This window comes from Microbacterium sp. ZW CA_36 (genome assembly GCF_044987475.1).
GTDB lineage: Bacteria > Actinomycetota > Actinomycetes > Actinomycetales > Microbacteriaceae > Microbacterium.
In genome coordinates, this window is the sequence record NZ_JBJDRL010000017.1 from 1 (window position 1) to 23,902 (window position 23,902).

Annotated in this window: 14 protein-coding genes; 2 read left to right on the forward strand and 12 right to left on the reverse strand. The window is 69.9% G+C overall.

The window, feature by feature from the left end; all coding sequences use genetic code 11:
* Positions 1 to 95: 95 nt before the first annotated feature.
* From ACI3KX_RS09475 to ACI3KX_RS09505, 7 genes are all read right to left on the reverse strand, one after another.
* Entirely contained in the window at positions 96 to 1,400 is a 1,305-nt protein-coding gene (locus ACI3KX_RS09475) for an ATP-binding protein (RefSeq protein WP_404909528.1), read from the reverse strand.
* Positions 1,393 to 2,070 carry a response regulator transcription factor gene (locus ACI3KX_RS09480; protein ID WP_363354475.1) on the reverse strand — a complete coding sequence of 226 codons (678 nt, stop codon included), beginning with the start codon at positions 2,068 to 2,070 and terminating at the stop codon, positions 1,393 to 1,395. The genes ACI3KX_RS09475 and ACI3KX_RS09480 overlap by 8 nt, the downstream gene beginning before the upstream one ends.
* 137 nt (positions 2,071 to 2,207) lie before the next feature.
* Positions 2,208 to 3,947: a hypothetical protein gene (locus tag ACI3KX_RS09485; protein ID WP_404909529.1), complete on the reverse strand. Its 1,740-nt coding sequence runs from the start codon at positions 3,945 to 3,947 to the stop codon at positions 2,208 to 2,210.
* A 27-nt stretch (positions 3,948 to 3,974) separates the two neighbouring features.
* Complete coding sequence (locus ACI3KX_RS09490) at positions 3,975 to 8,102, reverse strand: hypothetical protein (RefSeq protein WP_404909530.1); 4,128 nt, start codon at positions 8,100 to 8,102, stop codon at positions 3,975 to 3,977.
* Positions 8,103 to 8,105: 3 nt separating this feature from the next.
* On the reverse strand, positions 8,106 to 11,231 hold the full coding sequence (locus ACI3KX_RS09495; RefSeq protein ID WP_404909531.1) for a hypothetical protein: 3,126 nt from the start codon (positions 11,229 to 11,231) through the stop codon (positions 8,106 to 8,108).
* Complete coding sequence (locus tag ACI3KX_RS09500; RefSeq protein ID WP_404909532.1) at positions 11,228 to 14,020, reverse strand: DUF6603 domain-containing protein; 2,793 nt, start codon at positions 14,018 to 14,020, stop codon at positions 11,228 to 11,230. The genes ACI3KX_RS09495 and ACI3KX_RS09500 overlap by 4 nt, the downstream gene beginning before the upstream one ends.
* A 170-nt stretch (positions 14,021 to 14,190) precedes the next feature.
* Positions 14,191 to 14,652 carry a pyridoxamine 5'-phosphate oxidase family protein gene (locus ACI3KX_RS09505; protein WP_404909533.1) on the reverse strand — a complete coding sequence of 154 codons (462 nt, stop codon included), beginning with the start codon at positions 14,650 to 14,652 and terminating at the stop codon, positions 14,191 to 14,193.
* Between the two features lie 207 nt (positions 14,653 to 14,859).
* On the opposite strand from ACI3KX_RS09505, the gene ACI3KX_RS09510 reads away from it, so the two are divergent.
* Complete coding sequence (locus ACI3KX_RS09510) at positions 14,860 to 15,741, forward strand: aldo/keto reductase (protein ID WP_404909534.1); 882 nt, start codon at positions 14,860 to 14,862, stop codon at positions 15,739 to 15,741.
* A gap of 122 nt (positions 15,742 to 15,863) precedes the next feature.
* On the opposite strand, the gene ACI3KX_RS09515 is transcribed toward ACI3KX_RS09510, so the two are convergent.
* Both ACI3KX_RS09515 and ACI3KX_RS09520 read right to left on the reverse strand, forming a co-directional pair.
* Positions 15,864 to 17,831, reverse strand: coding sequence for a hypothetical protein (locus ACI3KX_RS09515; protein WP_404909535.1), 1,968 nt, complete (start codon positions 17,829 to 17,831; stop codon positions 15,864 to 15,866).
* 488 nt (positions 17,832 to 18,319) lie between these two features.
* Entirely contained in the window at positions 18,320 to 19,873 is a 1,554-nt protein-coding gene (locus tag ACI3KX_RS09520; RefSeq protein ID WP_404909536.1) for an MFS transporter, read from the reverse strand.
* 167 nt (positions 19,874 to 20,040) lie between these two features.
* Between ACI3KX_RS09520 and ACI3KX_RS09525 the strand changes: the two genes are divergently transcribed.
* Complete coding sequence (locus tag ACI3KX_RS09525) at positions 20,041 to 20,496, forward strand: MarR family winged helix-turn-helix transcriptional regulator (RefSeq protein WP_404909537.1); 456 nt, start codon at positions 20,041 to 20,043, stop codon at positions 20,494 to 20,496.
* 261 nt (positions 20,497 to 20,757) lie between these two features.
* Here the strand turns inward: ACI3KX_RS09525 and ACI3KX_RS09530 are convergent, their stop codons facing one another.
* The 3 genes from ACI3KX_RS09530 to ACI3KX_RS09540 are packed head-to-tail and all read right to left on the reverse strand — an operon-like array spanning position 20,758 to position 23,890.
* A complete protein-coding gene (locus tag ACI3KX_RS09530; protein WP_363354493.1) occupies positions 20,758 to 21,672 on the reverse strand; it encodes a carbohydrate ABC transporter permease in 915 nt (304 codons plus the stop codon).
* Positions 21,669 to 22,601: a carbohydrate ABC transporter permease gene (locus ACI3KX_RS09535; protein ID WP_404909538.1), complete on the reverse strand. Its 933-nt coding sequence runs from the start codon at positions 22,599 to 22,601 to the stop codon at positions 21,669 to 21,671. The genes ACI3KX_RS09530 and ACI3KX_RS09535 overlap by 4 nt, the downstream gene beginning before the upstream one ends.
* A complete protein-coding gene (locus ACI3KX_RS09540) occupies positions 22,598 to 23,890 on the reverse strand; it encodes an ABC transporter substrate-binding protein (RefSeq protein WP_404909539.1) in 1,293 nt (430 codons plus the stop codon). Before ACI3KX_RS09540 ends, ACI3KX_RS09535 begins: the two co-directional genes overlap by 4 nt.
* Between the last annotated feature and the right edge of the window lie 12 nt (positions 23,891 to 23,902).

Sequence of the window (23,902 nt, forward strand, 5' to 3'; positions counted from 1 at the left end):
GGCGGGGGAAGTCTCGGGGGTGCTGTTCTTGTCATCCATGCTCCGATGGTGCCGACCGGTCGCTGAAGCAGGCCTGAAGCATCCTGAAGCCGTGTTCAGGATGCCGCGGGAAGCACGACCGAGAACCGCGCGCCGCCCAGCTGAGAGTCCTCGACGCCCACGCTGCCGCCCTCGGCCTCCGCGATCGCACGGACGATCGCAAGGCCCAGCCCACTGCCTCCGGCGTCGCGTGCACGTGCCTCGTCGAGGCGCACGAAGCGCTCGAAGATGCGCTCGCGCTCCGCCGCCGGAACGCCCGGGCCGTCGTCATCGACTGTCAGCAGCACCTGCCCGTCACGCTCGAGCACCCCGATCGCGACAGCCGACCGTGCGTGCCGCGCCGCGTTGTCGGCGAGATTGCGCACGAGCCGGCCCAGCAAGCGGACGTCACCGCGCACCCGTGCGGCATGGATGCCGGACCCATCGACCACCGCACCCCCGGCGCGGAGCCGTGTGATCTCCGCGAAGGCGAGGTCGTCGAGGTCGACGGCCTCGTGTTGGATCGCGGGACTCTCGTCGAGCCGCGTCAGCAGCAGGAGCGCGTCGACGAGATCCTGCATCCGCAGTCCTTCGTCGTGGACCACCCCGGCAAGATCGTCGATCGATGTCGCTTCCGGGTGCAGCTGCGCCAGCTCTGCGTGCTGGCGGATCGTCGCGAGCGGGGATCGCAGCTCGTGCGAGGCATCGGATATGAACCGGCGCTGCGCAGCGGCTGCGGCATCCAACCGATCCAGCATTCGATTCATCGTGCCGGCGAGCGCGGCGATCTCGTCGCCCGAGGCCGGCACGGCGACGCGCCGGTCGAGGCGGTCGGCGGAGATGTCATCGACCTCTAGGCGGATGCGCTCCACTGGGCGGAGAGCACGCCCGACCACCCACCACGTGATCGCGGCGACCAGCGCGACGACCCCGGCGACGGCGACGACGAGCAGCACCGCGACCGTGGCGAGGGTGCTCTGATCGTCCTCCACAGACACGGCCAGGAGCAGCGCGCCGCCGTCGTCGAGGTCTTCCCGCACGACGACCATCGGTTCGTCGTCGTACGTGATCGCGGGGGCTCCGTCGATGTCGGGCAGGTCGCCGCTGTCGGCTTCCTCCGACGTGGCGACGACACGCCCGCCCTCGTCGAGCACCTGCGCGATGTCGTCGTCCAACCCGGTCACCACGGCCGGCCCTTCGGCGTCGATCCGGGCCGCGAGCTGCTCGGCGCGCGTCTCGGCAGCACGCACGGTGGCCTCACGGATGCTGACGGACAGGATGCCGTAGAACGCCAGCGCCCCTCCCACCAGCGCGGCGGCGACGACCACCGTCGAGGCCGCGGTGATGCGGGTCCGCAGCGAACGGCGACGCCGCTCAGCCACCGTCGGCCGCCAGACGGTAGCCCGCGCCGCGGATGGTCTCGATCGCTGCTCGGCCGAACGGCCGGTCGACCTTGCGCCGCAGGTGGCCGACGTAGACCTCGACGATGTTCGGGTCGCCCTCGAAGTCGTCGTTCCAGACGCCGGCGATGAGGTCGCGCTTGGAGATCACCTGCCCGCGGTGACGCATGAGGTGCTCGAGCACGGAGAACTCCCGCGACGTGAGCTCGACATCGGTATCGCCGCGCCGCACAGTGCGGGCACCGGGGTCGAGCCGAAGATCGCCCGCCTCGAGCACCGTCGGCCGCTCGACACCGCCCCGGCGGATCAGCGCACGCAGGCGGGCGACGAGCACGGCGAACGAGAAGGGCTTGGTCACGTAGTCGTCGGCGCCGGTCTCGAGGGCCTCGATCTGGTCCCACTCGCCGTCCTTTGCGGTGAGCATGAGGACCGGCGTCCAGTTCTCCTCCGCCCGCAGCGCCTCGCAGACCCTCCATCCGCTCATGCCCGGCATCATCAGGTCGAGCACGATGGCGTCGTACGCGGTCTCCCTGGCACGCCACAGTCCGTCCACGCCGTTGTGGGCGACGTCCACCCCGAACCCCTCCGCCTCGAGTCCGCGACGGATGCCGTCGGCGAGGCGCACCTCATCATCCACCACGAGAATCCGCATCGGCCCCAGTCTGGCCCTCGCCTGCTGAATCCTGCCTGAAGCGCGGCCCTCTTCGACGCTCGCCCTGGTGGCCGGCCGTCATCGACGATCACCCGCGCCAGCCTGAGACGAGAGCGCGATCATGGCTCAGGAGCCGGTCAGCCCGTCGGGCGCCTGGTGCGGTCGAACTGCAGGCCGCTCTCACCCTCGCCGAAGGCGGGGGTGACCAGGCGGCCGATCCAGACGCTCCAGGTGCCGTCCGCCCTCCGCGCGGCACGCGGGATCCGCTGGATGCGGACTCCCTGCCGCGGAACCTCCGCCGCGATGAGCACTTCCTGCGCGTCCTCGGCGAGGAGCCGGCCCTTCGCCGCACCATCCACGGCGTCCGCCATGCGGGCGCGGCGCAACAGGACGCCATCCTCGCTGACCTGGGCGACGTAGGGGTGCCAGTTGTCGGGCACGAAGGTCTGCAGCTCGTATCCCAGCACCTTCTCGGCCGGCGCGTCGCCGGGGTTGATCGGGCGCGGAGGCGGCATCGCCCCCGCCTTCACGGGGGCGGGATCGCCCGACACCGCCGGCACGGTCTGCTCGATGGCCCAAACGAGGTTCGCGGTCTCGTCGCGCAGGAAGCGCACGTCCTCGATCGGCGGACCCTCGAACACCGCCGCGGCCGCGGGCGGCACGAACAGCCCTTCGAGCTCGCCGCGGGGCGCGCCAGGTTCGGGGGCGGCCTCCGTCGTCGTGAACATCCGCCACGGCGCGGCGGCGGCGCCGGCGGGCACCGGGGTCGGCTGCTCGGTGAGTTCCCACAGAGATCCGAAGGTGTCGACCCACCGCACACCGTGCACGCGCAGCACACCGCCGGGCGGCGTGTCGACGGGCAGCACGAGCCAGTCGTCGCCAGTGACGATCGCGGCTTCGACGACGAGCACGCGAGCGAGCTCGTCCGGGTCGGCGTAGACGGCGCCGAGCGACACCGCCGCATCCTCGAACTCCCAGAATCTCGAGACGGGCGATCCCGGGAACTCGAGGCGTGACGCGAGCACGTTGCGGGTGATCGGCTCGGGCGCGTGGCCCGCGGCATCCGGTGCGTTCTCTCGTGGGAGCAGATCGAAGCTCGACCAGCCCACAGTGCCGCCGCCGTACTCGGGGGCGCTGAGCACTTGCGCCGTCGTCGCCACGCTGAACCCGTACTCCAGGCGTCGGTCCACCCAGCTGGACGGGGCGGCTTCGGCTCCACTCTCTTCGGCGAACCACGCGCGCCACTCGTCGATCGCGGCGCGCGCGGCCTCGCGGCCTTCGCGCCTGAGAGCGGCGGTGAGCCAGGCCGGATGACTCCGCGCGATCGCCGTGGCGAACGCTTGGGCATCGAAGGTGCGACCCACGAGCATGCGCTGCGTCTGCGCCCAGTCGCTCGCGTCGTCGCCGACGGTCGTCACGGGGAACCGCTGCACGATCCTCGCGACTGCGGTGGCCTCGCCGAGCTCGGCGAGGACGTCCTGCAGCGCCCACGCCGCAACCACCGCGAACCGCGTGTGCCCCGAGCCATCGGGTGGAGGATCGGATGCCTCGGCCTCGACGTGCGGCTCGAGCAGGTCGCCGGCGCGCCATGCCTGCCAATCGCGGGATTCCCCTTCTTCGGGAAGCGGTCCCGGGTGCCAGGCTGTGATCGGATCGAACTCGGCTGAGACTGTCACCGCCAGCGGGGTCCCGGTGTCTTCGCCGGCGAACTCGCCGAACTGCCATTGCCGGCCCAGCATCCACAGCGGATCCCAGACCTGAGCCATGAGGCCGACCTCGGGGTCACCGCTGACCGGGTTCGGCTCGATCCGGGTCGCGAAGGGCACGATGCCCGTCACCGCGCTGACGGCCGTCGCGGGCCGGAACACACTCGCCATGTCACACTCCTCCCCTTGGCACGGGTCTCATTCGTTCTTCAGGAAGGCCGGAACCGAGAGCGCGACAGCGAGCAGGGCCCTCGGATCGACCGTGTGCGCGTCGACCCGGGACCAGTGGTCGATGCTGATCGCCGGCAGGATCTCCCCCATCCCGGCGATGTCCGCCGGGGTCGCGACGCGCATTCGCATGAGACTGCTGACCTCGTCGAGCAGGTCCAGCAACCGCGCCTGCGACCACCCCTGCTCATCCGGCGGAACGGCGAGCAGGAGCGCTTGGGGCGCTCGTGCCGACGGCGCCTGCGCGTGCACGGCCAGACCTGTCGTCACGAGCGCGGTACGCGTGTCGTCCTCCATGCGGCGCAGCGCCGGCCGCTTCTCGGCCCACTGATCGACGACGAGGCCGGAAAGAGCGCCGCCCGGCGAGAATTCCCGCGGCGGCGAGGTCGGTCCGAGCAACTCGACGACGACCGAGGTCACCGCATGATTCGGGTCGGGAAGTTCGGCATCCCCCGCCCAGTGCTGGGCGCCGAACAGCGCGATGCGCAGTGCTGCGGGGCTCCCGGACGCGCGTCGCAGGGCGGCGAGCGTCGCCCATGCGGCGACCGGCGGCCGCACCGTCGACATGCGGGCGAGCCAGCGGCGGACGACCGCTGCGTCCGTCGCCGCCGGACGCAGCGCGGCCACGATCGCCGGGGCATCGGGGGCGGCGGGGGGATCGAGAACCTGGACGACCGGCAGGCGCCCCACGATGTCGCCCAGCGCAGCGCCCGCGCCGGCGCCGGCGGCATCCGCCGCCGCGAGACGACCCTGGGCGACCGCGGCGAGGCCTCCCACGTAGCCGGCCAGCAGCTCCGGATCGATCGTGGCCGCATCCACATCGTCGCCGATGCCGATCGCGGCGAGTTCGTCAGCGCGCCGCAGCAGTGCGGAGGTGCTCGCACCCGGCGGAACGTCGGCGATGCCCTCGATGCCCCGGCGGGCCGTCTCCAGCCGGGCACCGAGGTCGGCGCCGTCGACGACGTGCCGGGGGTCGGCCGAGCCGTTGCCCACCAGGTCGTCGGGTGCCAGGCCGCGGGCCGACGACAGCACGGCGCGGGCGGCGGCGGCCAGTTGCCAGGCCTCCGCGATCGTGATGCGGGATGCGGCCGGCCCCGCCGGCCGGACGGTCAGCGGCTTCTCCGGCAGTCCTGCGGAGCCCCGACGGCATCGCGCCCAGAACCGCTCGAGCCCTTGCAGGCTGCCGTCGGAGGCCATGACGAACTCGAGGGCGGACACCCGGGCTCGGGCGAGCGTCCGCTGCGCTGCGGGTCCGGTGACAGAGATCGCGATCCGGGTGGCCGGTCCGAGGACGCCTCGGCACCAGAGCTCGAGGAAGGGATGCGCGCCGCTGCGGATTCCGGACACCCAGCCACTGTCGTCGTCGTCCGCCACCCTGGTCGCCCCGCCGACGACCGCCAGGCGGTACGTCGCGCCGTCCTGTTCCGGCGCGGCGAAGGGGATCTGGGGCTCTTCCGGGATCGTGTCACCGGAGACCGCATTCATGGCGGCGGCGGCGCGCGCGGGGTTGCCCGAGACGAGCTGGTGGACGCCCTCGGCGAGCAGCAGGTCCGACACCGCGTCGGCGAGCTGGTCGAGACGGTCGACGCACGCCACGACCTTGTCGAGATCGTCGACTCCCGGTGCGCCCGGAGCTCGGAGCGTCGGCGCGCGCCAGCCCTCGTACGTCTGTGGCGCGGTGAGCACGGGCTCGAGGATCTCCCGACGACGTGCGGGATCATCCAGCCTCTTCAGCAGCCCCAGCCCGTCGACGACCGCGCCGGTGTGCGACATCGGCGTCGCACCGTCCGCCGGCGTCTCGCGCCCGACGACCAGCGGCGCGAACGCGCGGAGAACCAGGAGGAACCTGTTGAGGGAGGCATCCGTCTCATGCAGCCGGCGTTCGAAGCGGTAGCCCAGGAGCGCACCCAGGTCCTGCCCGGCGCGCATGCCGCGCACGATGTCGACGGCCTGCCGCATGCGGGTGCTGCTGACGTCGAGCTCGAGCGGCGAATCCGGCCCGTCCATCGGGGCATGCGTCAGCCGGGCACCACGCAGCACGGCGGCCGCCGCGGCATGCGCCGTGGTGGGGGCCTGAATCCAGCCGACCCCGCTGGCGGCGGCGACGTCGTCGGCGGCGCGGGGCGTCAGCGCGATGTCTTCGAGCCATGCGAACGCGCCGATCGTCACACCGTCGGGCGCGCCCTGACGCACCTCGGAGAGGCGCCGGGTCGCCAGCGACGTCACCCACGCGTCGAGGCGGTGGGAGGCGGCATCCAGGGCGCCCGCGAGCAGCTGCTCGCGCACCTGCGAGTCGTCGACCGTCGCGAGGTTGCGGATGCCGTCGCGGGTGCGGCCGGCGAACGCGAGGGCGACGACGTACTCGACCAGCTGCGCGAGCGCACGCAGCGCCCGCGTGTACGCCCCGAACCGTTGCCGGACGCCGCGCAACCGCGCGGTCACCCTCGTGCGGGCGGCAAGGCTCGTCACCAGTTCCCCGAGGCGGGACCTCAACAGATCGATCACCCGAGCGCCGGTCTCGGCATCCAGGGCCGCGGGGACGTCGAAGAGGGCGGGATCAAAGATCGCGTCGAGCAGCTCGTCGAACGCGCCCTGATCCGCGACGAGCTCCCGGAGGGGCTCCAGCGTCTCGCGCAGCGCCGGAGCGAGCTCACCCGGCTCCCCGTGCCCGACGGAGTCGAGCAGCTGTCGCAGCTGGAATCGCGCATCGGCTTCGGCTGCCGCCCACGCCGAGCTCAGCAGCAGCTGAAGGACGCTTCCCTCGCACACCGCGTCGGGAGACTGTGCGAGAGCCTCGATCGCGGGAACGTCGTCGTCGGCGACGAGCGGCAGAGCGAGCATCCGAGGACCTCCGAGATGCGGCACACGCTGCAGCGTGAACGGCCTGAGGCCCATGCCGTCCTCGAGCTTGCGCGTGACGTCATCACGGTCGGCCTCGTCGGCGGCGAAGCGACCGGCCGAGAGCGCCGCGCCCAGCGGGCCGCTGGTGGGCAGCATCCGTCGCACGCGCACGTTCCGGCTCGCCGGCGCGAGCCCCAGGATCCACGGGAGCGTCTCCGCGAGATCGCCCACCCGCACCGTGCGGGGCTGCGCATTCGCCCACATCGGCCACGCGGCGCGTACCGCCCGTTGCACCAGCGCGTGCCCCCGGACGCCGGACGCGAGGGCACTCGTGAGCGTCACGGGCAGGATGCCGTAGGGCTGGCGTCCGACCCGCACCGCCGGGTACGGTCCCGCGGGCCGCACGAACGTCCGCACGTGGTCGGCCACGTCGAGGCGATCGAACGGGCCGATCGCCCGCGGGCGGATGGCCCGGCTCAGCCACGGACCCCATGTCACGGGCCACAGCGCATCGGCCATCCAGGAGGCCCGGGCGTCCACGGCGGTCGCGCCGGGCCAGTCCGCGAAGCTTCCCGCTTCGAGGCCGAGGGCTCGGGCGAGCGTGCCCGCACCGTCGCCGGTCGTCAGGCCTGCGTCGCCCGCGGTGGCGGTTCCCCAGCCGGAGCGAGCGGCATCCGTGTTGTTCGTGGGTGTGCCCGCCGCGACGAGGGCGCGGTCGGGGTGGGCCTGCAGAGCGGCGAGCACCTCACGTGCCGCGGCGGCCGGATCGAGTGGGTCGGATCGGCGCAAGCCGATGACCACCAGGCGCTGAATCGTGGCTGTTCCCGCGCTCAGCGGCACGGTGATCGCCAGGCCCGCGCCGACCGCGGCCTCGTAGTCGCGCAGCCAGAGGGCGGTTCCGCCCGTCCCTTCGGCGAGCGATCGCAGCGACGCGATGCCCTCGTCGAAGGCGTCGGTCTCACCTTCAGCGGGCGGCTGATCGATCTTCCCGAGTGGGATGCCGAGCGCCGCCGAATCGATCGGCGCGCCCTCGGCGATGGACTCGATCCCATCCTGCGTGACGATGACACGGAACGCGTCGGGCAGCAGGCGCAGCGCCCCGGCGGGATCGGTCGCGATGTCGTCAGGCCAGATCCGCACGCGGAGGTCGACGTCGCCCCCCGGCGCGTCACGCCAATACGACTTCGTCTCGACGCGGACGGGCACGAGCAGCAGCGGGAGCTCGGAAGCGGCGTCGAGCCATGGGTCCATGTCCATGCGTCATCCCTCGCCGATGAGTTCCTGCACGCGCCAGCCGACCCGCGCCGGTTTCTGGAAGAGCGCCCACGCGATACGAGCGCTCGTGTAAGTCCCCTCGGGTTCGGGCACGCCCGGCGGGTTGCCCGGCGGTCGCGGCGGCCAGATCCTGGGGACGAACGCGTTGAGGTGCTCGCCCTCCTTCTTCCAGTGCTCCCACGTCAGCTCGTCCCGAACCGGCTGAGGTTCGATCGGGTCCTCCGGCTCAGTGATGTCGAGCCCGAAGCGCGGAGCGCCGATGTGCTCGGCCAGCGTGAACCAGTTGGCACCCGACGCGGGATGGACCGGATCGGTTGTGGGGTCCTGTGCCTTCGCGACCTCGTCGGTGAGGTCGAATCCGGCGAGAAGCAGGTCCGGCGTCAGCGGGATGCGGAAGATCGGCTCCACCGGCTGCGCCGCGTACTTCACGGGGTAGTCCGGCGCGGTCGAACGGACGACCGTCGCGATCACATGGGGGAAGCGCCGGATGAGCTCGCCGCGCACGACGAACACGAGCTTGCCGGCTCGTTCCGGATCGGCCAGAACCCCGAGCCCTGCCGGTCCGCGGAGGGTGTGGATCGGCGCGATGTCAGGCTCCGTCGTCCAGAAGCGTCGCAAGCTCGACGCGCGACCGTCTGTGGGGTACTCGCGCCAGACCAGCTCCCGCGCGAACTCGTGGTTGACGCCGATGAGGAACGAGGACACGAAGCGTCCGTTGGTCTCCATCGCCGTCACCATGTCGTGGGGCTGGATGGCCGCCACCCCCGGCATGATCCACTCCTGGTCGTACCGGTTGAGCGCCTCGATGAGCGGCCGGCGGAACTCCGGCGCCGCCATCACGGTGTCGAGGTCGTCGGGAGCGCGCCCGAACATCTCCGCCAGACCCGGGAGGCGCGTGCGCAGTCGTCGCGGCACCGTGAGAGCGGGCAGCAGCCGCCCCGACAGATCCAGCACCGTCAGGTCGAGCCTCGGGCGCGGCGCCTCGACGGGCTCGGGGTCGCGAACCACCGCCTCGTTGAACGTCTCGAGGACGACGCCGCTCGGCCCCTCGAACAGCGGGCGGATCTCTCCTTCGTCGGGCCCGAACTCCTCCCAGTCGAGCGCGACGCCCTCGATCCGCTCTCCCTCGCAGATCCGCCGGACCTCCTCACCGATCGGATCGAAGACCCAGGCTCGCAACTCGTCTTGAGCGAAGGAGCGATACCCCGGTTCCGGCGGCAGACCGCTCGCCGGGAACCGCGCCACGCAGGCCATCGGCAACTCCCACTCCTGGCGACTGCGCGCGATCCCCCACGCGAGGGCCACGTCGGCGGCCGCATCGTCGAGCCGACCGGCGAGCGCCGAGTCACGCTGCCAGGCGTCGATCTCCTCCGGGAGCGGAAGGGCGTCCAGCAGGTCCGCAAGGATCGCTGCCGCCTCGCGCTCGCCGTCGACGTGGAAGACGTCCTCGAGCCCCTCTCCTTGTTCGAGCAGACGCATGGGCTCGGTATGGGTCAACACGCCGGGTCCGGGTACGGGAAGCACCCAATCGGCCCCGTTGCCATCGTCGTCCGCGAGGAGCGCGGTCGCCGCGAGCGTCCTCTCGTCCGCCGCCGTGAACCGCGCGACGCGCCCGAAGGGCCGGGCGATCCGTCGCAAGGTGGCGCCCGCAGCCGCGAACGGCAGAGCACTGGCCGAAACGGCGCCGCGCGCGGTGAGCTCGTCGCCGACCGGAATGTGGGCCAGGGCGCGCTGCGTCACGCCGAGCGTGTCGCCGGCGCTCATGCGCGCGATCGTGCGGCGGTGCAGCGCGGTCGACGCCAGTTCCGCGAACCGGGCGCGGTTCAGCACGCGGTTGGCCTCGAGCACATTTTGCAGCTGCGACCATGCACCGGCCATCAGCGGCTCCTGGTCCATCCGGACCACGGATGTCCCGAGCCCGGCCGCGATCCGCTCGGCCGGGTCGAGATTCAACTCGGCGAGCCAGGGCGGGTTCTCTCCCTCAGCAGGCAGCGCCGTCGCGAGCATGTGCGCTCCCCCGTAGAGCGGAGGACCGACCTCCGGATCGGCGTCGGTCGAGGCGGGCGCGTCGACGAGGTCGCGCAGCCTGTCCTCTGAGGCGGCGGTCAGCTGCCCAGGGTCGCCGGGCGCCGGTGCCGTCTCTGCACCGGGCGCCACGAGCGCTCCGAAGACGTCGCGCGGACCGACGGCGCCGGTGACTCCCATCCCGGCATCGGAGGTGTCGACGAGCCGCCGGCCGAGACCTTCGGGAGTGGGGACGCCCTCGATCCGTTCGGCGAGCTCTTCGAATCCGAGCAGCCCCGCAGTCGCGAACTCCCACGTGTCGTACGCCGGAAGAATGACCTTCGAGTCCGGCCCCGCCGCAGGACTCCACGACCAGGCCAGCGTGGCCATGGGAGCACGCCCGAGAGCCGCGTCGACTCCGGCCTGGAAGGTCGGCACCACGATCGCACGCCACTGCCGGTCGGGTGCCAGCCGGCGCGGTGCGAGCAGTCGCGACAGATTCAGCCGCGGCGACCCCGAACCGAGGCTGCGGGCGAGGAGTCCGGCATCCGTCCGGTGTGTTCCGAGCACCTGCGCGTGCGCCCATCCCCATGCCTCGTCGGGCCGCGGAAGGTCACCGATCCTCAGTTCGAAGGTCTCCGGCAGCTCCGGCCGCAGCGGCGGCTTGCGTAAGGCGTTCTCGGCCGGCACGACGACCAGCCGCAGCCACGGCGGGAGCCTGCCGTCTCCGCTCGGTGCGGTCGGTGTGAACAGCCAGGGAAGGTCGGGCTGGTCGAATTCGATGTGGGCGAGGTCGCCCGTCGTCGCATCCGCCGTGCCGGGTGCCGGGTAGCGCCGGATGATCTGCGCCGGGTCGATGCCGAGCACGGCCCCGGGACCGCGCACCTCCACCGCCTGCTGCACCCGTGCGAGGCCGCCGTGTCCGTCGGACAGGTCGAACGACACGTCGATGCGCGCGGTCGCCGAGGCATCGGTGGAGAACTGCGGATGACGGATGCCGGCTGCGGCGCCGGTGCGGAAGTAGGGCACGAAGGTGAAGCTCTCGCCGTGCGCAGGTTCGGCGATCACGGCCTGAAGCCGTGCCGCGACGTCGACCATGCCCATCACGCACCCACCCTCGTCATCGCGGCGAGTCCGCCCTGGACACCCCGGGCGCTGAAGAGCGCATCGCTCCAGGGCGCGAAGTCCGCGCGCAGGGCGCCGGAGGCGACATCCGTCACGCGCACCTCCGACACCGGGCGCACCTCGATGCGTCGCTCGGCCAGCTGGGGGCGCCAGTCCTCCGCGCTGCGCAGCGCCGAGCTGCCGGCGGGACCCGCGTCCAGTAGGAGCCGGAGCATCGCATCCGAGATGAGCAGGCGCATGGGCTCGATGGGTTCCTCGGGCCGGCCGGGCCAGGAGTCCTCGTATTCGAGCTCGACGGAGTGCACGAATGGCAGGAGGGCTGCGGCATCCGTCTCCGCCGTGGAGAGGTCGATGGTGAGCCCGCCTTGGCGGTCCTCGAAGTCGGGTGCGCCGAGCTGCTCGTCCGCCGAGAGCTGGAGGAGCTGGCCGATCGCGAACGACTCCGTCACCGAAGAGGAATCGACGGCGGCGCCGGGCGCTCCGCCGACAGCACCGACATGGACGCCGCCGGGGACGGCGAGCCGGCATTCGGCGGGGGCGACGGGCGCTGCTCCGACGCGTTCGATGGTCATCTGCCACGGGAAGCGCCGCTGTGAGCATCGGACGAGCTCCCACGGCGCGACGACGGTGGGGCTGTCGCCGCCCCCCACAGGCACACCGGGGACGGGTGTCATGCGGACCGGCACGTACTGACCCGCGCGCTCCGCGCGCTGCCACGCCTCGGAAAGGTTGAGGGCCTCCGCGACCTTGGCGAGCGGCGCGACGGCCTCGAGCGCGGGTGACGCCGGGCGCGAGGGGCCGAAGGTGATGGGTCCGACGTCGATGCTCGGGTCGGGCAGCGGCCACGGCAGCGAGAAGCGCCCGCGCCCCTCGATGGTCCAGGGGCTCGGGCCGGTCAGGCGACCGGACAGCTGCACGCCGAGGAGCGCGATGCCGAAGGCCTCCACGTGCACGCCGGCGCTGATCGCGACCTCGAACCCGAACGGGTCGAGCTGGATGAGGGCGTCCAGGGTGAGGCTCCCCCGCACGGCGGCGACCGCCACGGAGTAGCCGATCTCGATCGATCCGCCGAACTGCACCGTGTTCGGCGTGACGGCGACGTAGCCCTCCAGCCGGAGTTGCAGGCCGACGGGCGGAGACATCTCTGCGCCGATGCGCCGCATCCCGGTGAGCTCCCCGGGGATCGCCGTGAACTTCGGGTGGAACCCGCCGGCGCTGAGGTAGACGCCGGGGTCGTCGAACCGGATGAGCAGTCCGAGGCTGCCGTAGACGGAGAACAGTGCGATGCGCGAGTTGTAGAGCTCGGCACGCAGCAGCACCTTTCCGCGGCCGAACTGCGCCATCACCCCCGCGCGCAAGTCGATGATCGGGGCCTCTTCGGTGGGGAGCGCCGCCCTGGCAAGGCCGACGATCACGATCACCGGGTCGGGGACGGCGAGCACGACCCCCACGTCGAGCGTGAAGAGGCTGATCGGGCGACCCCACGCGAGCTGCACCATGGGACCGACGACGAAGCTTCCGGCCTTCGCCGGAAACACCCGGCCCAGCGTCTGAAGGATCGTCGGGGCAGCGGCGACGACGTCGGGCGGGAACATGAGCTGCTCCAGCACGCCGTCCTTGATGCCGGCGGCGATCGCGTCGGGCATCACGTCGACCCCGAGGCCCACGATGCCGCCCACCGCGTTCAGCGTGAAGAGGAGCCCCAGTTCGATCGGCACCGGGAACCGCATCGACATGACGACGACGAACGACATCGCGCCGTCGACTTCGCGGAAGAGCCCGAAGGCATCGACCTTGACGGGTCCGATCGTGAGGGCGAGCGCGCCCCCGAACCCGCCCTGAACCACTCTGAGGTAGCCGCCGCCGGAGACCGGTCCGGCGTCGAGCGAGATGCCGATCGCCTCGGGCACGAGGAACGACGGGTCGCCGAACGGCTGCTGGCCGGCGAGGATGCGGGCGGGGTCGATGGGCAGCCGGAGGCCGGCGCCGTCGACTCGGGCTTTGAGGACGCCCAGCAGCCCGGTGAGCAGCCGACTGCGGAGATCGATACGCAGGTCGCCGCCCTCGGCATTCAGCGCCAGATCGAGTCCCTGCAGCTCGACCACCTGCGCATCGAGCCGGGCGGGCAGGGCGATCGGCCCCACGGCCCCCCGAGTCGTGACGCCGCGCGCGTCGACGGTGAAAGCCAGGTCGGTCGATGCCGACCCTGCAGCGCCGATGAGCTTGCGGATGAGTCCGTCGGTCCCACGGCCGAGATCGATGCTCGCACCGCTGCCCGCGACGGTCATGCTGAGGCCCGGCGCACCGAACCGCACCGTGAGCTCGACCGCGTCGACCTGGAACGGCGGAGCCGATGCGCTGGTTCCCTTCCAGGTCACCTCGAGGAGCGGTGAGCCGTTGTCGTCGGCCTTCATGGCGGCGACGGGCGAGCGCAGGCCGAGGCCCTGGAGGAGCGCTCGCGGCGGGGCCTCTTCGATCGCCTTCTGCGCGACCACATCGAGCTTCACCCCGAGAATGGTCGCGGCCGCGTCGACTTCGCCCAGCGCATCCCACAGGTGCCGCGTCCCATTCGCCAGGTCACCGGCGTCCAGCGCCGTGACCGCGGTGGCGAGCTGCGTGCCGGCAGTGGTCAGATGGCCCTGCACCTGCACCGCATCCGCGAGCGGCTTCTCGACCAGTTCCGCGAGCTTCTGCGCCGTGTCGAGGGTGGCGAGCCGGGCCGCCGCGTAGCGCAGCGCGGCTGCAAGCAGCTTTCGAGCGGTATCGTCCACCGCGTGTCCCTGCGCTCAGAACTGATCAGAGCCCGGTGGAGCCCCATACCACCGGAGCGAGGCCCGGAGATCGTCGCACCGGACGACCGCGGGTTCGAGGAAGGCGCATATCTGCGCGTTATCGTCCTCGCCTCCGGACCTGGCTGTCAAGACCGTGCGCACGCACCGGGCTACAGCACGGGCACCCGGTTCTCGTGCTCGTCGAGCACCCATACCTGCAACGCCGTCGCCAGGTACAGCCGGTGGGGAGCGTCTGCCGAGACCGCCGACATGTCCCACGTCGACAGTCCGGATGCCTCGCACTTCGCGTTGAATATCGCAAGCGCAGCCGCGAGTTCGTGGTCCGGCACCTGCGCCGCGGCCGCTTCGACGTAGACCGCGCTCGCGGAGCCTACTTCGACAGTCGAGTCGAACACGACGAGCGCGATCTCGGCGCGCTGTGCGACGTTCAGCGAGTGCCGCCGCGTGGTTCGGGACACCCAGACATACTGGCGCAGACCGCGCTCCGCGAACCAGATCGGCGTCACCCACGGGCGACCGTCCACGTCGGCAGTGGCGAGTGTTGCGTAGGACTTCTCGTCGATGATGCGGCGCGCGGCATCTGTCGGCGACTCGTCTGCCGTGAATGTCATGCTCATGGCTACCAGACGGTGCCCGGCCCTGAGAAGGGCGGGCTTCCCCCGCGCCCCACTCCGCGGTCGGCGCCATGCCGGTGAGAAGGATGCGGCGGAGAAGATCGCCAGCCCGACGATGAGCATCTGCGGCGGCGGCCGGGTACCGCCGATCCGTGTAATGGCAGTCACTCCCTCTCTGCGGCGCGCCGTTCTAGCGTCGATGACATGACGAACCACCTGACCCTGAACAACGGCGTCGAGATCCCCGCCCTGGGCTTCGGCGTCTTCCAGACCCCGCCCGCCGAGACCGCCGAGGCCGTGGCATCCGCCCTCGAGACCGGATACCGGCTCATCGACACCGCCGCCGCGTACGCGAACGAGCGGGGCGTCGGCGACGCCCTCCGCGCGTCCGGCATCGACCGTGACGACGTCTTCCTCGAGTCGAAGGTGTGGATCTCCGATTACGGATACGACGAGACCCTCCACGCCTACGAGAAGAGCGCCCGGAAGCTGCAGGTCGACGTCATCGACCTGTTCATCCTGCACCAGGCCCTCCCCGGCGAGTTCGACAAGACGATCGCGGCGTACAAGGCGCTGGAGCAGCTGCTCGCCGACGGCAAGGTGCGCGCCATCGGCGTCAGCAACTTCATGATCGAGCACCTCGAACGGCTGCTCGCGGAGACGACGATCGTGCCGTCCGTGAACCAGATCGAAGTCCACCCCTACTTCCCGCAGAAGGAATTGCAGGCCTTCGGCGCCGAGCACGGCATCCTCACGCAGGCGTGGTCGCCGATCGGCGGCATCACCTCTTACCGCGGCGACGACGCCAAGAGCACCTTCAACGACCCGGTCATCCTCGAGATCGCCGCGGCACACGGCAAGACTGCCGCCCAGGTCATGCTCCGCTGGCACATCCAGAACGGTGTCCAAGCCATCCCGAAGTCGGTCAAGCCCCAGCGGATCGCTGAGAACTTCGACGTGTTCGACTTCGAGCTCACCGACGATGAGATCGCTCGCATCGACGCCCTCGACACGGGCGTCCGCGGCGGGCCGGCGCCCGAGGCCATCACCCTCGAGGCGTTCGGGCGCGACATCCCGGAGGAATGAGCCGCACACTCAAGGAGGAGGAGCGTGGCGCCTCCGGCTCCTCGGCAGCCTCGCCGCGACCAAGGTCGAACCTTGATCACGGAATAGGTCTCCTGTCTGCACGGTGAAGTCGGCACCCTCCTTCACCGTCGCGGTCGTTCGGGTCCGTGCCCGGCGTAGCGGATATCCGGAGCCGAAGGCGCCGTCATGCCGTCTCCCAGGAAGTAGTCCACATTGCTCGACTGCAGATACCCCTTGAGCGTCATGCCGTTGCGGTAAGCCGGGTTGTGCGCCAGCGTGTACAGGCGCATTTCGCTCGGCCGGTCGGTCGTGAAGATGACGAGCTCGTCGAACTCCGGGCTCGGCAGCACGACCTCCTCGCGCCAATCGCCGAGGATGTCCGCGATGAGAGTCGGATACACCGAGTTTCCGAGCGCCGTCGCGGCCCCATAGTCGGCGAAGGTGAGTATGCGCGGCACGGACTGCCGGTCCGTCGGGTTCTCCCAATCCCACTTCGCGATGCGCGCATCGCGTGCGGTCGGGAACGGGTCATTCGTGAACAGCTCCCGGAGGGGATCGCCATCCCACCAGACGCCCATATGCGGCCAGGGCTGCTTGGTGGTGTCCGGTTCCGCCAGCTCATTCGTCGGCGCGTTGTAGAGCCCCACGGCCGCACTCTGCTCGTAGTTCACCTCACCGTTGATCGACCAGGTCTCCATGCCGGGGAACCGCGGGTCGATGTCGGCCACCATTCCACGACCGGCATCGGCCGGCAGCTCGGCCGTATGCTTCCACAGCACCTCGCCGGTCGCCGCGTCGTAGTAGTAGTCGAGCAGGCCGTTGGGGTGATCCTGCTGGATGCCGTAGCCCTCGAGCCCCGGACGGGAAGGATCGATGTCGGCGATGAACCAGCGATCGCCGTGGATGATGTCCTGCGCTGCGAGGCTGTACCGCAGGGACCCGTCGCCGTTGAGCATGAACCCGATCTCGCCGATCTCGTCGCGCCCGTCGCCGTCGACGTCGACGATGCGCGTGTTGTGCCCGTCCGGAAGGTCCTGGTCGCCGCGGAGGAACTTCCACTCCTGCGTCAGGGCTTTGCCGTCGAACCGCCATGCCAGGTACATGAGGTTGAAGCCGTAGCCGCTGCCGCCGCTTGACCCGACCCGGTTCTTCAGGTAGCCGACGAGGCTCGGGTTGATTCCGTCGAGATACCCGACGCCGAACCGCGCGTACATCGGCCCGTCCGCGATGTAGTCGTCGGGCACGGGAGCGTGCGCGCGCAGAGCCCCCGTCATCCCATCGAGGATCGCGACGGACTGGCCGAGCTCGTCGGCGTGCTCGTCGAAGACGGTTCCGTCGCCGAACGTCACGCCGTCGGCGATACGGATAGTGACCTCGGCCTTGCCGTCGCTGTCGAGGTCGTAGACCGTGACGCCGTCATTGTGGCCGACGTCGATCGTTGACGACCCGCCCTCGATGTTGTTCTGGTCGAGGCTGTTCGGACCGAGATCGGCCGACCACAGGAACGTGCCGTCACTCCGGTAGGCCTCGATCGACTGCGGAGCGGTCTGGCGGTCGATCACATAGTCGTACGCGCCGTCGCCGTCGAGGTCGCCGACCCAGACGAACTTGATCGGCCCGCCTTCCCGCAGCGGGACCCTGACGACCGGCTCCACGGCGTGGTTCGCCGACAGCGTGAACGCCTTGCTCGGCGCCTTGGTGTCGCCGTTCACCGCTCTCACCCGGTAGCTGTTCGATACGCTCAGATCCGCGGTCGTATCGACGAAGCTGGTGCCACCGGTCAGGGGTTGCTCAGTGAGGCGGACGTAGTCGCCGGAGTCGGCCGACCGCTCTACGTGGAACCCGATACTCGGGTCGTCAAGGCCGAGCAGCCTCCAGCTGACATGCACCTCGGCGTCGCCTGATCGCACGGCAACGACGCCGCGATCGAGCCGCTCCATGATGCGGCCTTCACCCGCGGTGACGGCCGACACCGGTGTGCCGTCCTCTTCCGCGGCAGCCGAAGGCGCCATGACCAGTGCGGCACCGACGACGCAAGCCGACACGATGGCAAGGTTTCGCGCTCTGGTGCGCGACATGCGACTCTTCATCCATCTCCTCCTCGAAACGGTCCGGCGTGACGCCGGCACGGCAGCCGCCTTCGGATGCCGGGACCATGATGGGTCGCCGTTCGTGCGGACAGGCGAGAAACGATCAGAAGCGTTCAGGCGATCGCAGCGGCGCATGCACGATTCCGAGCAGCGGACCTGCCCCATTGGATGCTGCATGGTCGACGAGGCTGAGGCCCACGTCGGTGATGCCGCGTCCCATGTGGCGTCGCCGACATCCCGTCGTTGACGCGTAGAAACAAGAAAAGCGCCGGTGAAACGGCGCTTATCTCGACGGCAGCGGCGAGGAGTGCCGAGAACGCCGCGAGAATGGCCGCGATCCGGACATTCCGCTAGGTCGTGCTTCAGAACGAGGTTGTTCATGATCACGTGGGCGAGAACGGCGGAGTCGCCGAGACATGCAGACGGCCCTTCGGGACCATCTGCATGTCGGCGTCCAGGTGAACTCTCACCTGCCGAAGGGCGAGGACCTATCGGGCCCCGAGCGCTCCCTCGAGTGTCTCCACGACCACCTCATCCGCGCCATGCCGACGCGGTCGGCGCAGGAGCGTCCCCGCGAGCAGTGCGACGGCGCCGGTCACGATCGCACCGACGGCCATCGCTTCGTGCATGCCCGTGAGGAAGGCGTCCTGCGCCGCCTGCGCCGTGGCTGCGCTCAAGCCCGAGGGCACGACGCCCTGCGCGAGCGCATCGGCCTGGGCGTGATCGAGCGGAAGGTCGGCCGACTCCCGCGCCGCGCCCGCACCCACCACCGCCGCGAAGACGGCCGTGCCCAACGCTCCACCGAGTTGGAGCATCGTGGCCTGGAAGCCACCCGCCACACCCGCGAGGTGCACGGGGGCGCTGCCCACGATCGAGTCTGCGCCCGCGGTCATCGTCAGGCCGACGCCCATCGCGAGGGTGACGAAGGGCAGGGCCATCGCGACATACGGCGTGTCGACGCCCGTGAATGTCAGAGCCCACAGCGAGACGGCTACGAGGGCCAGCCCCACCGTCATCGTGATGCGCGGGCCGATCCGGCTCACCAGGATCGCGCCGATCGGCGAAGCGATGATCGATACCGCTGACAGGGGAAGCAGCATGACGCCGGCGGTGACGCCGTCCACGCCGCGGAGGTTCAGCAGGAACAGGCTGAGGAAGAACGTGACTCCCAGCAGCGCGAAGAAGTTCGCTGCGACAGCGAGTCCGCCGATGGAGAAGCCCCTCTCGCGAAACAGTGTGAGCGGGAGCAGCGGGTGGGAACTGCGTCCCTCGACGAGCACGAACAGTCCGAGAACGCAGAGCGCGCCGACGAGCAGCCCGATGGTGCGCATGTCGTTCCATCCCCAATCCTCCGACTGCACGATGGCCAGGACGAGGCCGGCAAGGCCGAGAGCGAGCAGGATGACCCCAGGCACATCGAAGCGGACGGAGCTGGTCCCTGCCACCGACTCGCGGATCACCAATGCGGCGAACACGATGGTGAAGACGGCGATGGGCGCGTTGATGAAGAAGATCGACTCCCACCCGAGGGTCGCCACGAGCGCACCGCCGACGATCGGGCCGGCAGCGATCGCCACCGATGAGACTCCGCCCCAGATGCCGACCGCCATGCCGAACTTCTCGCGGGAGAAGGTGGCTCGCAGAAGCGAGAGGGTCTGGGGCATCAGCAGAGCGGCGCTGATTCCCTGGATCGCCCGGAACACGATGACCCCGGTCGCGTTGCCGATGAGCCCGATCGCGATGGAGCTGACCGCGAACGCGGCGACACCGACGATATACATCCGGCGGCGTCCGAACCGGTCTCCCAGGGTGCCTCCGAGTATGAGGCAGACCGCGAGCCCGAGCAGATACGCATGGGTGATCCATTGCAGTTGCACGAAGGACGTGTTCAGGGACGTGGCGATCGCGGGGTTCGCGATCGACACCACGGTCGCATCCAAGCCGACCATGAACAGTCCCAAGGAAACGGCGACGAGGGTCGCGATCGGATGCCCGCGAAGCGGCGTACGCGGCTGGGCGACGGACGATGGAGGTGAGGTCATGAAGCGTGCTTTCGTCGAGTGTCGGGATGCACGACGGCGCAACGAGCCCAGGGCTACGCGAGGAGCGCCGTCGGATGCCCGGAGGACCTGGGTGGCAGCGACGGCTACACGAGCATGTCGGCCCCCGTGCCGGCGCGCTCCCTCAAAGCGTATGAAAGTATACAGTAATGATCGCGACGATGCCTATCTCCGCTGAACAGCTCGACGAGTTCGCCGATGCGGTGGTCTCCCTTGCACATCGCATCGATCCGCGCGGACGCGAGGTGCCTGGGGTGCGACGGCTCACGCCGGGAGAGATATTGGTGCTTCACGAGATCGCGACGGATCCGGGCTCGACCGCCACCACGGTCGCACGGCGCATCGGTCTGCAGCGGAGCAACGTCAGCGCCACTCTGCACCGCCTTGAGAGTGAGGAGCTCGTAAGGAGAGTTCCGGCGCACAAGTTCGATCGCGGCATCGGCTTCGAGTTGACGCCGATCGCCCACGGCGAGCTCGACCAGGTCCGGAAATACCGGTCGCAGAGGCTGCAGACGGCTCCGGCCGAGCTCTTGACAGCGGTGGTTGCCCACGCAGACGTGTTGTCGCGCCTCGCGCGAGAGGTCAGCGCTCTGCCGACGTCATGACACGAGGAAGGTTGGGGGCGACCCGCGTCGGCCAAAGGAATGAGCCTTCGCAACGCCACAGCGCACCACCGCACGCCATGCGGATGTGTGCACGCGTGTGTGCACCAGCCTCACGCCGGCATACCGATACGTGCTCCCACATTCAGATCTCACTCGCACGCGAAGAAACCCGCGCAACACCGTGAAGTCTGCTTTAGCCGAGGGGCCCGCAGGCTGACACCTGCGGGCCTGTCTCGTCCGCATCGCGGTCGAAAATGTTCCCTACTTCAAGGCTCCGGCGCCGATGCCCTTCACGATGTGCCGCTGCGCCATCAGGTAGAACACGATGACGGGCACGATCGAGATCGTCGTGGCGGCCAGCAGCACCTGCTGCTGGGGCGTCTCTGCAGATGTGAACGCGGTGAGGCCGCGCTGGATGGGCATGAGCTCGTTGTCGTCGAACAGCACGAGCGCCATCAGGTACTCGTTCCAGGCACCGAGTCCCTGGATCACCGCGACCGCCGCGAGCCCCGGTCGCGCGAGAGGCAGGATGACGCTCCAGAAGACGCGAAGCGGTCCCGCGCCGTCGAGTGCGGCGGCCTCCTCGAGGTCGCGCGGCTGGCTCACGAAGAAGCTGCGCATGATGAGCGTCGACATCGGGATGCCCGACGTGATGAGGATCAGCACGTAGCCCACCGGGTTATTGGTGAGTCCCAGCGAGATGAGCAGCTTGTACTGCGCGAGGAACATCGCGGGCGCAGGAATGATCATCACCGCGAGGATCACGAAGGTGAACACGCCCTTGCCGGCGAACTCGAGCCGCGCGAGTGCGTAGCCGGCAAGGCTCGACACCAGAAGGATGCCGAGCACGGCCGCACCGGTATAGATCACGCTGTTGCGCAGGTACGTGCCGAGGTCGCCCTCCACCCAGGCTGTGACGTAGTTTCCCCATTGCGGATCACTGGGCAGGAAGCTCTGGTTCGTCAGCAGCTCGGTGAGCGACTGCAAGGATCCCGACACCATCCACAGAAGGGGGAACAGGGCAGTCAGCGCCGCGATACCGAGCAGCCCGTAGAGGCCGATCTTGTGGACGGGCATGCGGCGGCGACGGGCCGCGGACGTCGCGGTGCTCTCATCGTGGGGGCGCGATGCCGGAGTCGGGGTGCCCGCGTCCGCCTTGTCGTTGGTGAGGGTCATGCGCGGGACCTCCGTCCCGTGATCGCCAGCTGGACCAGCGAGAGCAGCACGAGCGCGCCGCCGAAGATCACGGACATCGCTGCGGCGCTGCCGTAACGCCAGTTGACGAAGGCTTCGTTGTAGATCGCAAGGGTCGGCACCATCGTGTGGTAGCCGGGACCGCCGTTGGTCAGCACCTGCACGGTTCCGAAGATCTGCAGGGCGGCGAGCAGGGTGAGCAGACTCACGATGGAGGTCACCGGCGCCAACTGCGGCCAGGTGACGTACCGGAAGGTGGTCCATCGATTCGCTCCGTCGAGCTCCGCCGCCTCGTACAGCTCTTTGGGAACGTCCTGGAGGCCGGCGAGGAACAGCAGGAACGCGAAGCCCCAGTGGTACCAGACGAAGACGGCGGCGACGGAGATGAGGGCGAATGTCGGGTCGCCGAGCCAGTTCTGCGTCCACGCGCCGAGCCCGACGAGTTCGAGGAGCCGGTTCAGCACTCCCGAGTCGGGCGCGAGGATGAAGCCGAACAGGAGGCCGACGACCACCACGGAGAGCACGCCGGGCAGGTAGAAGACCGTGCGGAAGAAGGTCGTGCCCCGCGTGATGCTGTTGACGGCGAGCGCGAGGCCCAGAGCCAGTCCGTTGCCCACGAAGAAGCCGATGATGCCGAAGAGGAGGACATTCCGCATGGAGGCCCAGAAGATCGGGTCGCTCATCACGAACTCGTAGTTCGCCAGGCCTACCCACGGCGTGTCGGGGCTGACACCGTCCCACGACTGGAAGCTCAACAGGATCGCCTGGGCGAAGGGCGTGATGGTGAACACGCCGATGAGGACGATGGCCGGCGCGAGGAACAGCCAGCCGACGACGTTGCGCCGGACGCCCCGCCGCCCGTGCGGCGCCCGCAGAGGGCGCCGCACGGGGATCAGGAGCGGTGAAGTCACGACGACCGATCCTGAGCGGCCTGGATGGCGGCCAGCGCGTCGTCCACAGTGGTCTCCCCGAGCACGAGGCGCTGAGCCTCGGCGACGATCGCCGTCTTGACGTCGGTGGTGAACGTGGTGGACATCACCTGCAGCGACTCGACGCCCGCCGCGAAGCCGACGAGCTGCTCGGGTACATCGCCGCTCGCGAGCAGCTCCGGGTTGGTCGGGAGGATGAGACCCACCTCCGCGAACACCTGCTGCTGCTCCGGCTCGGTGAGCCACTTGACGAAGTCGAGCGCGGCCTCGGGGTGCTCGCCCTTCGGGTTGATGACGGCGCCCTTTCCGGGGATGCCGGGCGAGCGCGGCTCCAGCGGCGCGTCCTCGGCGCCCAGGATGCCGATCGAGAAGTAGTCGGTGAACTCCGGGTTGGTGCGGAAGCCGACCGACACGCCGGGCGACGCGTCGAAGATCGAACCGAGCGTCTGCGTGAAGAACGCCGTCTCCACGCTCGGGTTGTCGTCCTGACCCCCCGGGAGGGTGCCGTTCGCGATGACGCCGGCATCCTTCAGGTCGACCAGGAACTGGAAGGCATTGCGCCAGCCTTCGCTGTCCCAGCTCTCCTCACCGTTGAAGGTGGCGGCGATCTCCTCGTCGGTCAGCCAGTTGGACGCGAGTCCCTGCATCAGCTGCGGGGTCAGCGACGCGGCGATCGAGAAGTTGCCGTCGCCCTCGTTGGCGTCGATGAAGTCCTCGATCGTCGCCGGGGCGTCGTCCGCCGTCATCTCGGCCAACGCCGGGTTGACCATCATGCCGTAGGTCTGCGTCTCCCAATGCACGCTGTAGATGCCCGCCGGCACGTCGAGGTTGTTGCCGTCTTCGAACGTCGACATCTCGATGACCTCGGGGCTGAAGTCCTCGCTCCAGCCGCTCTCGAGCTCGTCGGTCAGATCCATCGCCCAGCCGGCCTTGTAGAACGGCGCCATGTCGGTGGCGGCGAACGAGGAGTATATGTCGGGCATGTCACCCGACTGGGCGCGCGCCTGCAACTTGGGGAGATAGTCGGCGGGTCCGGGAGAGTCGATGGTGACCTTCACACCCGTCTCCTCGGTGTACTGCTCGGCGAGCTGGGTGAGCGCTGCCTCTTGGCCGCGGGACTGATTCAGGAACGTCAGCTCGATGTCCTCCGCCGCGGTCGAATCAGCCTCCGGCGCGGGCTGCGAGCAGCCGGTGAGCACGAGCGCCGTCGCGATGGTCAGCGAGCCGGCGAGGATCGCGCCGCGGCGTCGCCGGGTCATGGGTGTGTTCATGGGAATTGGTCC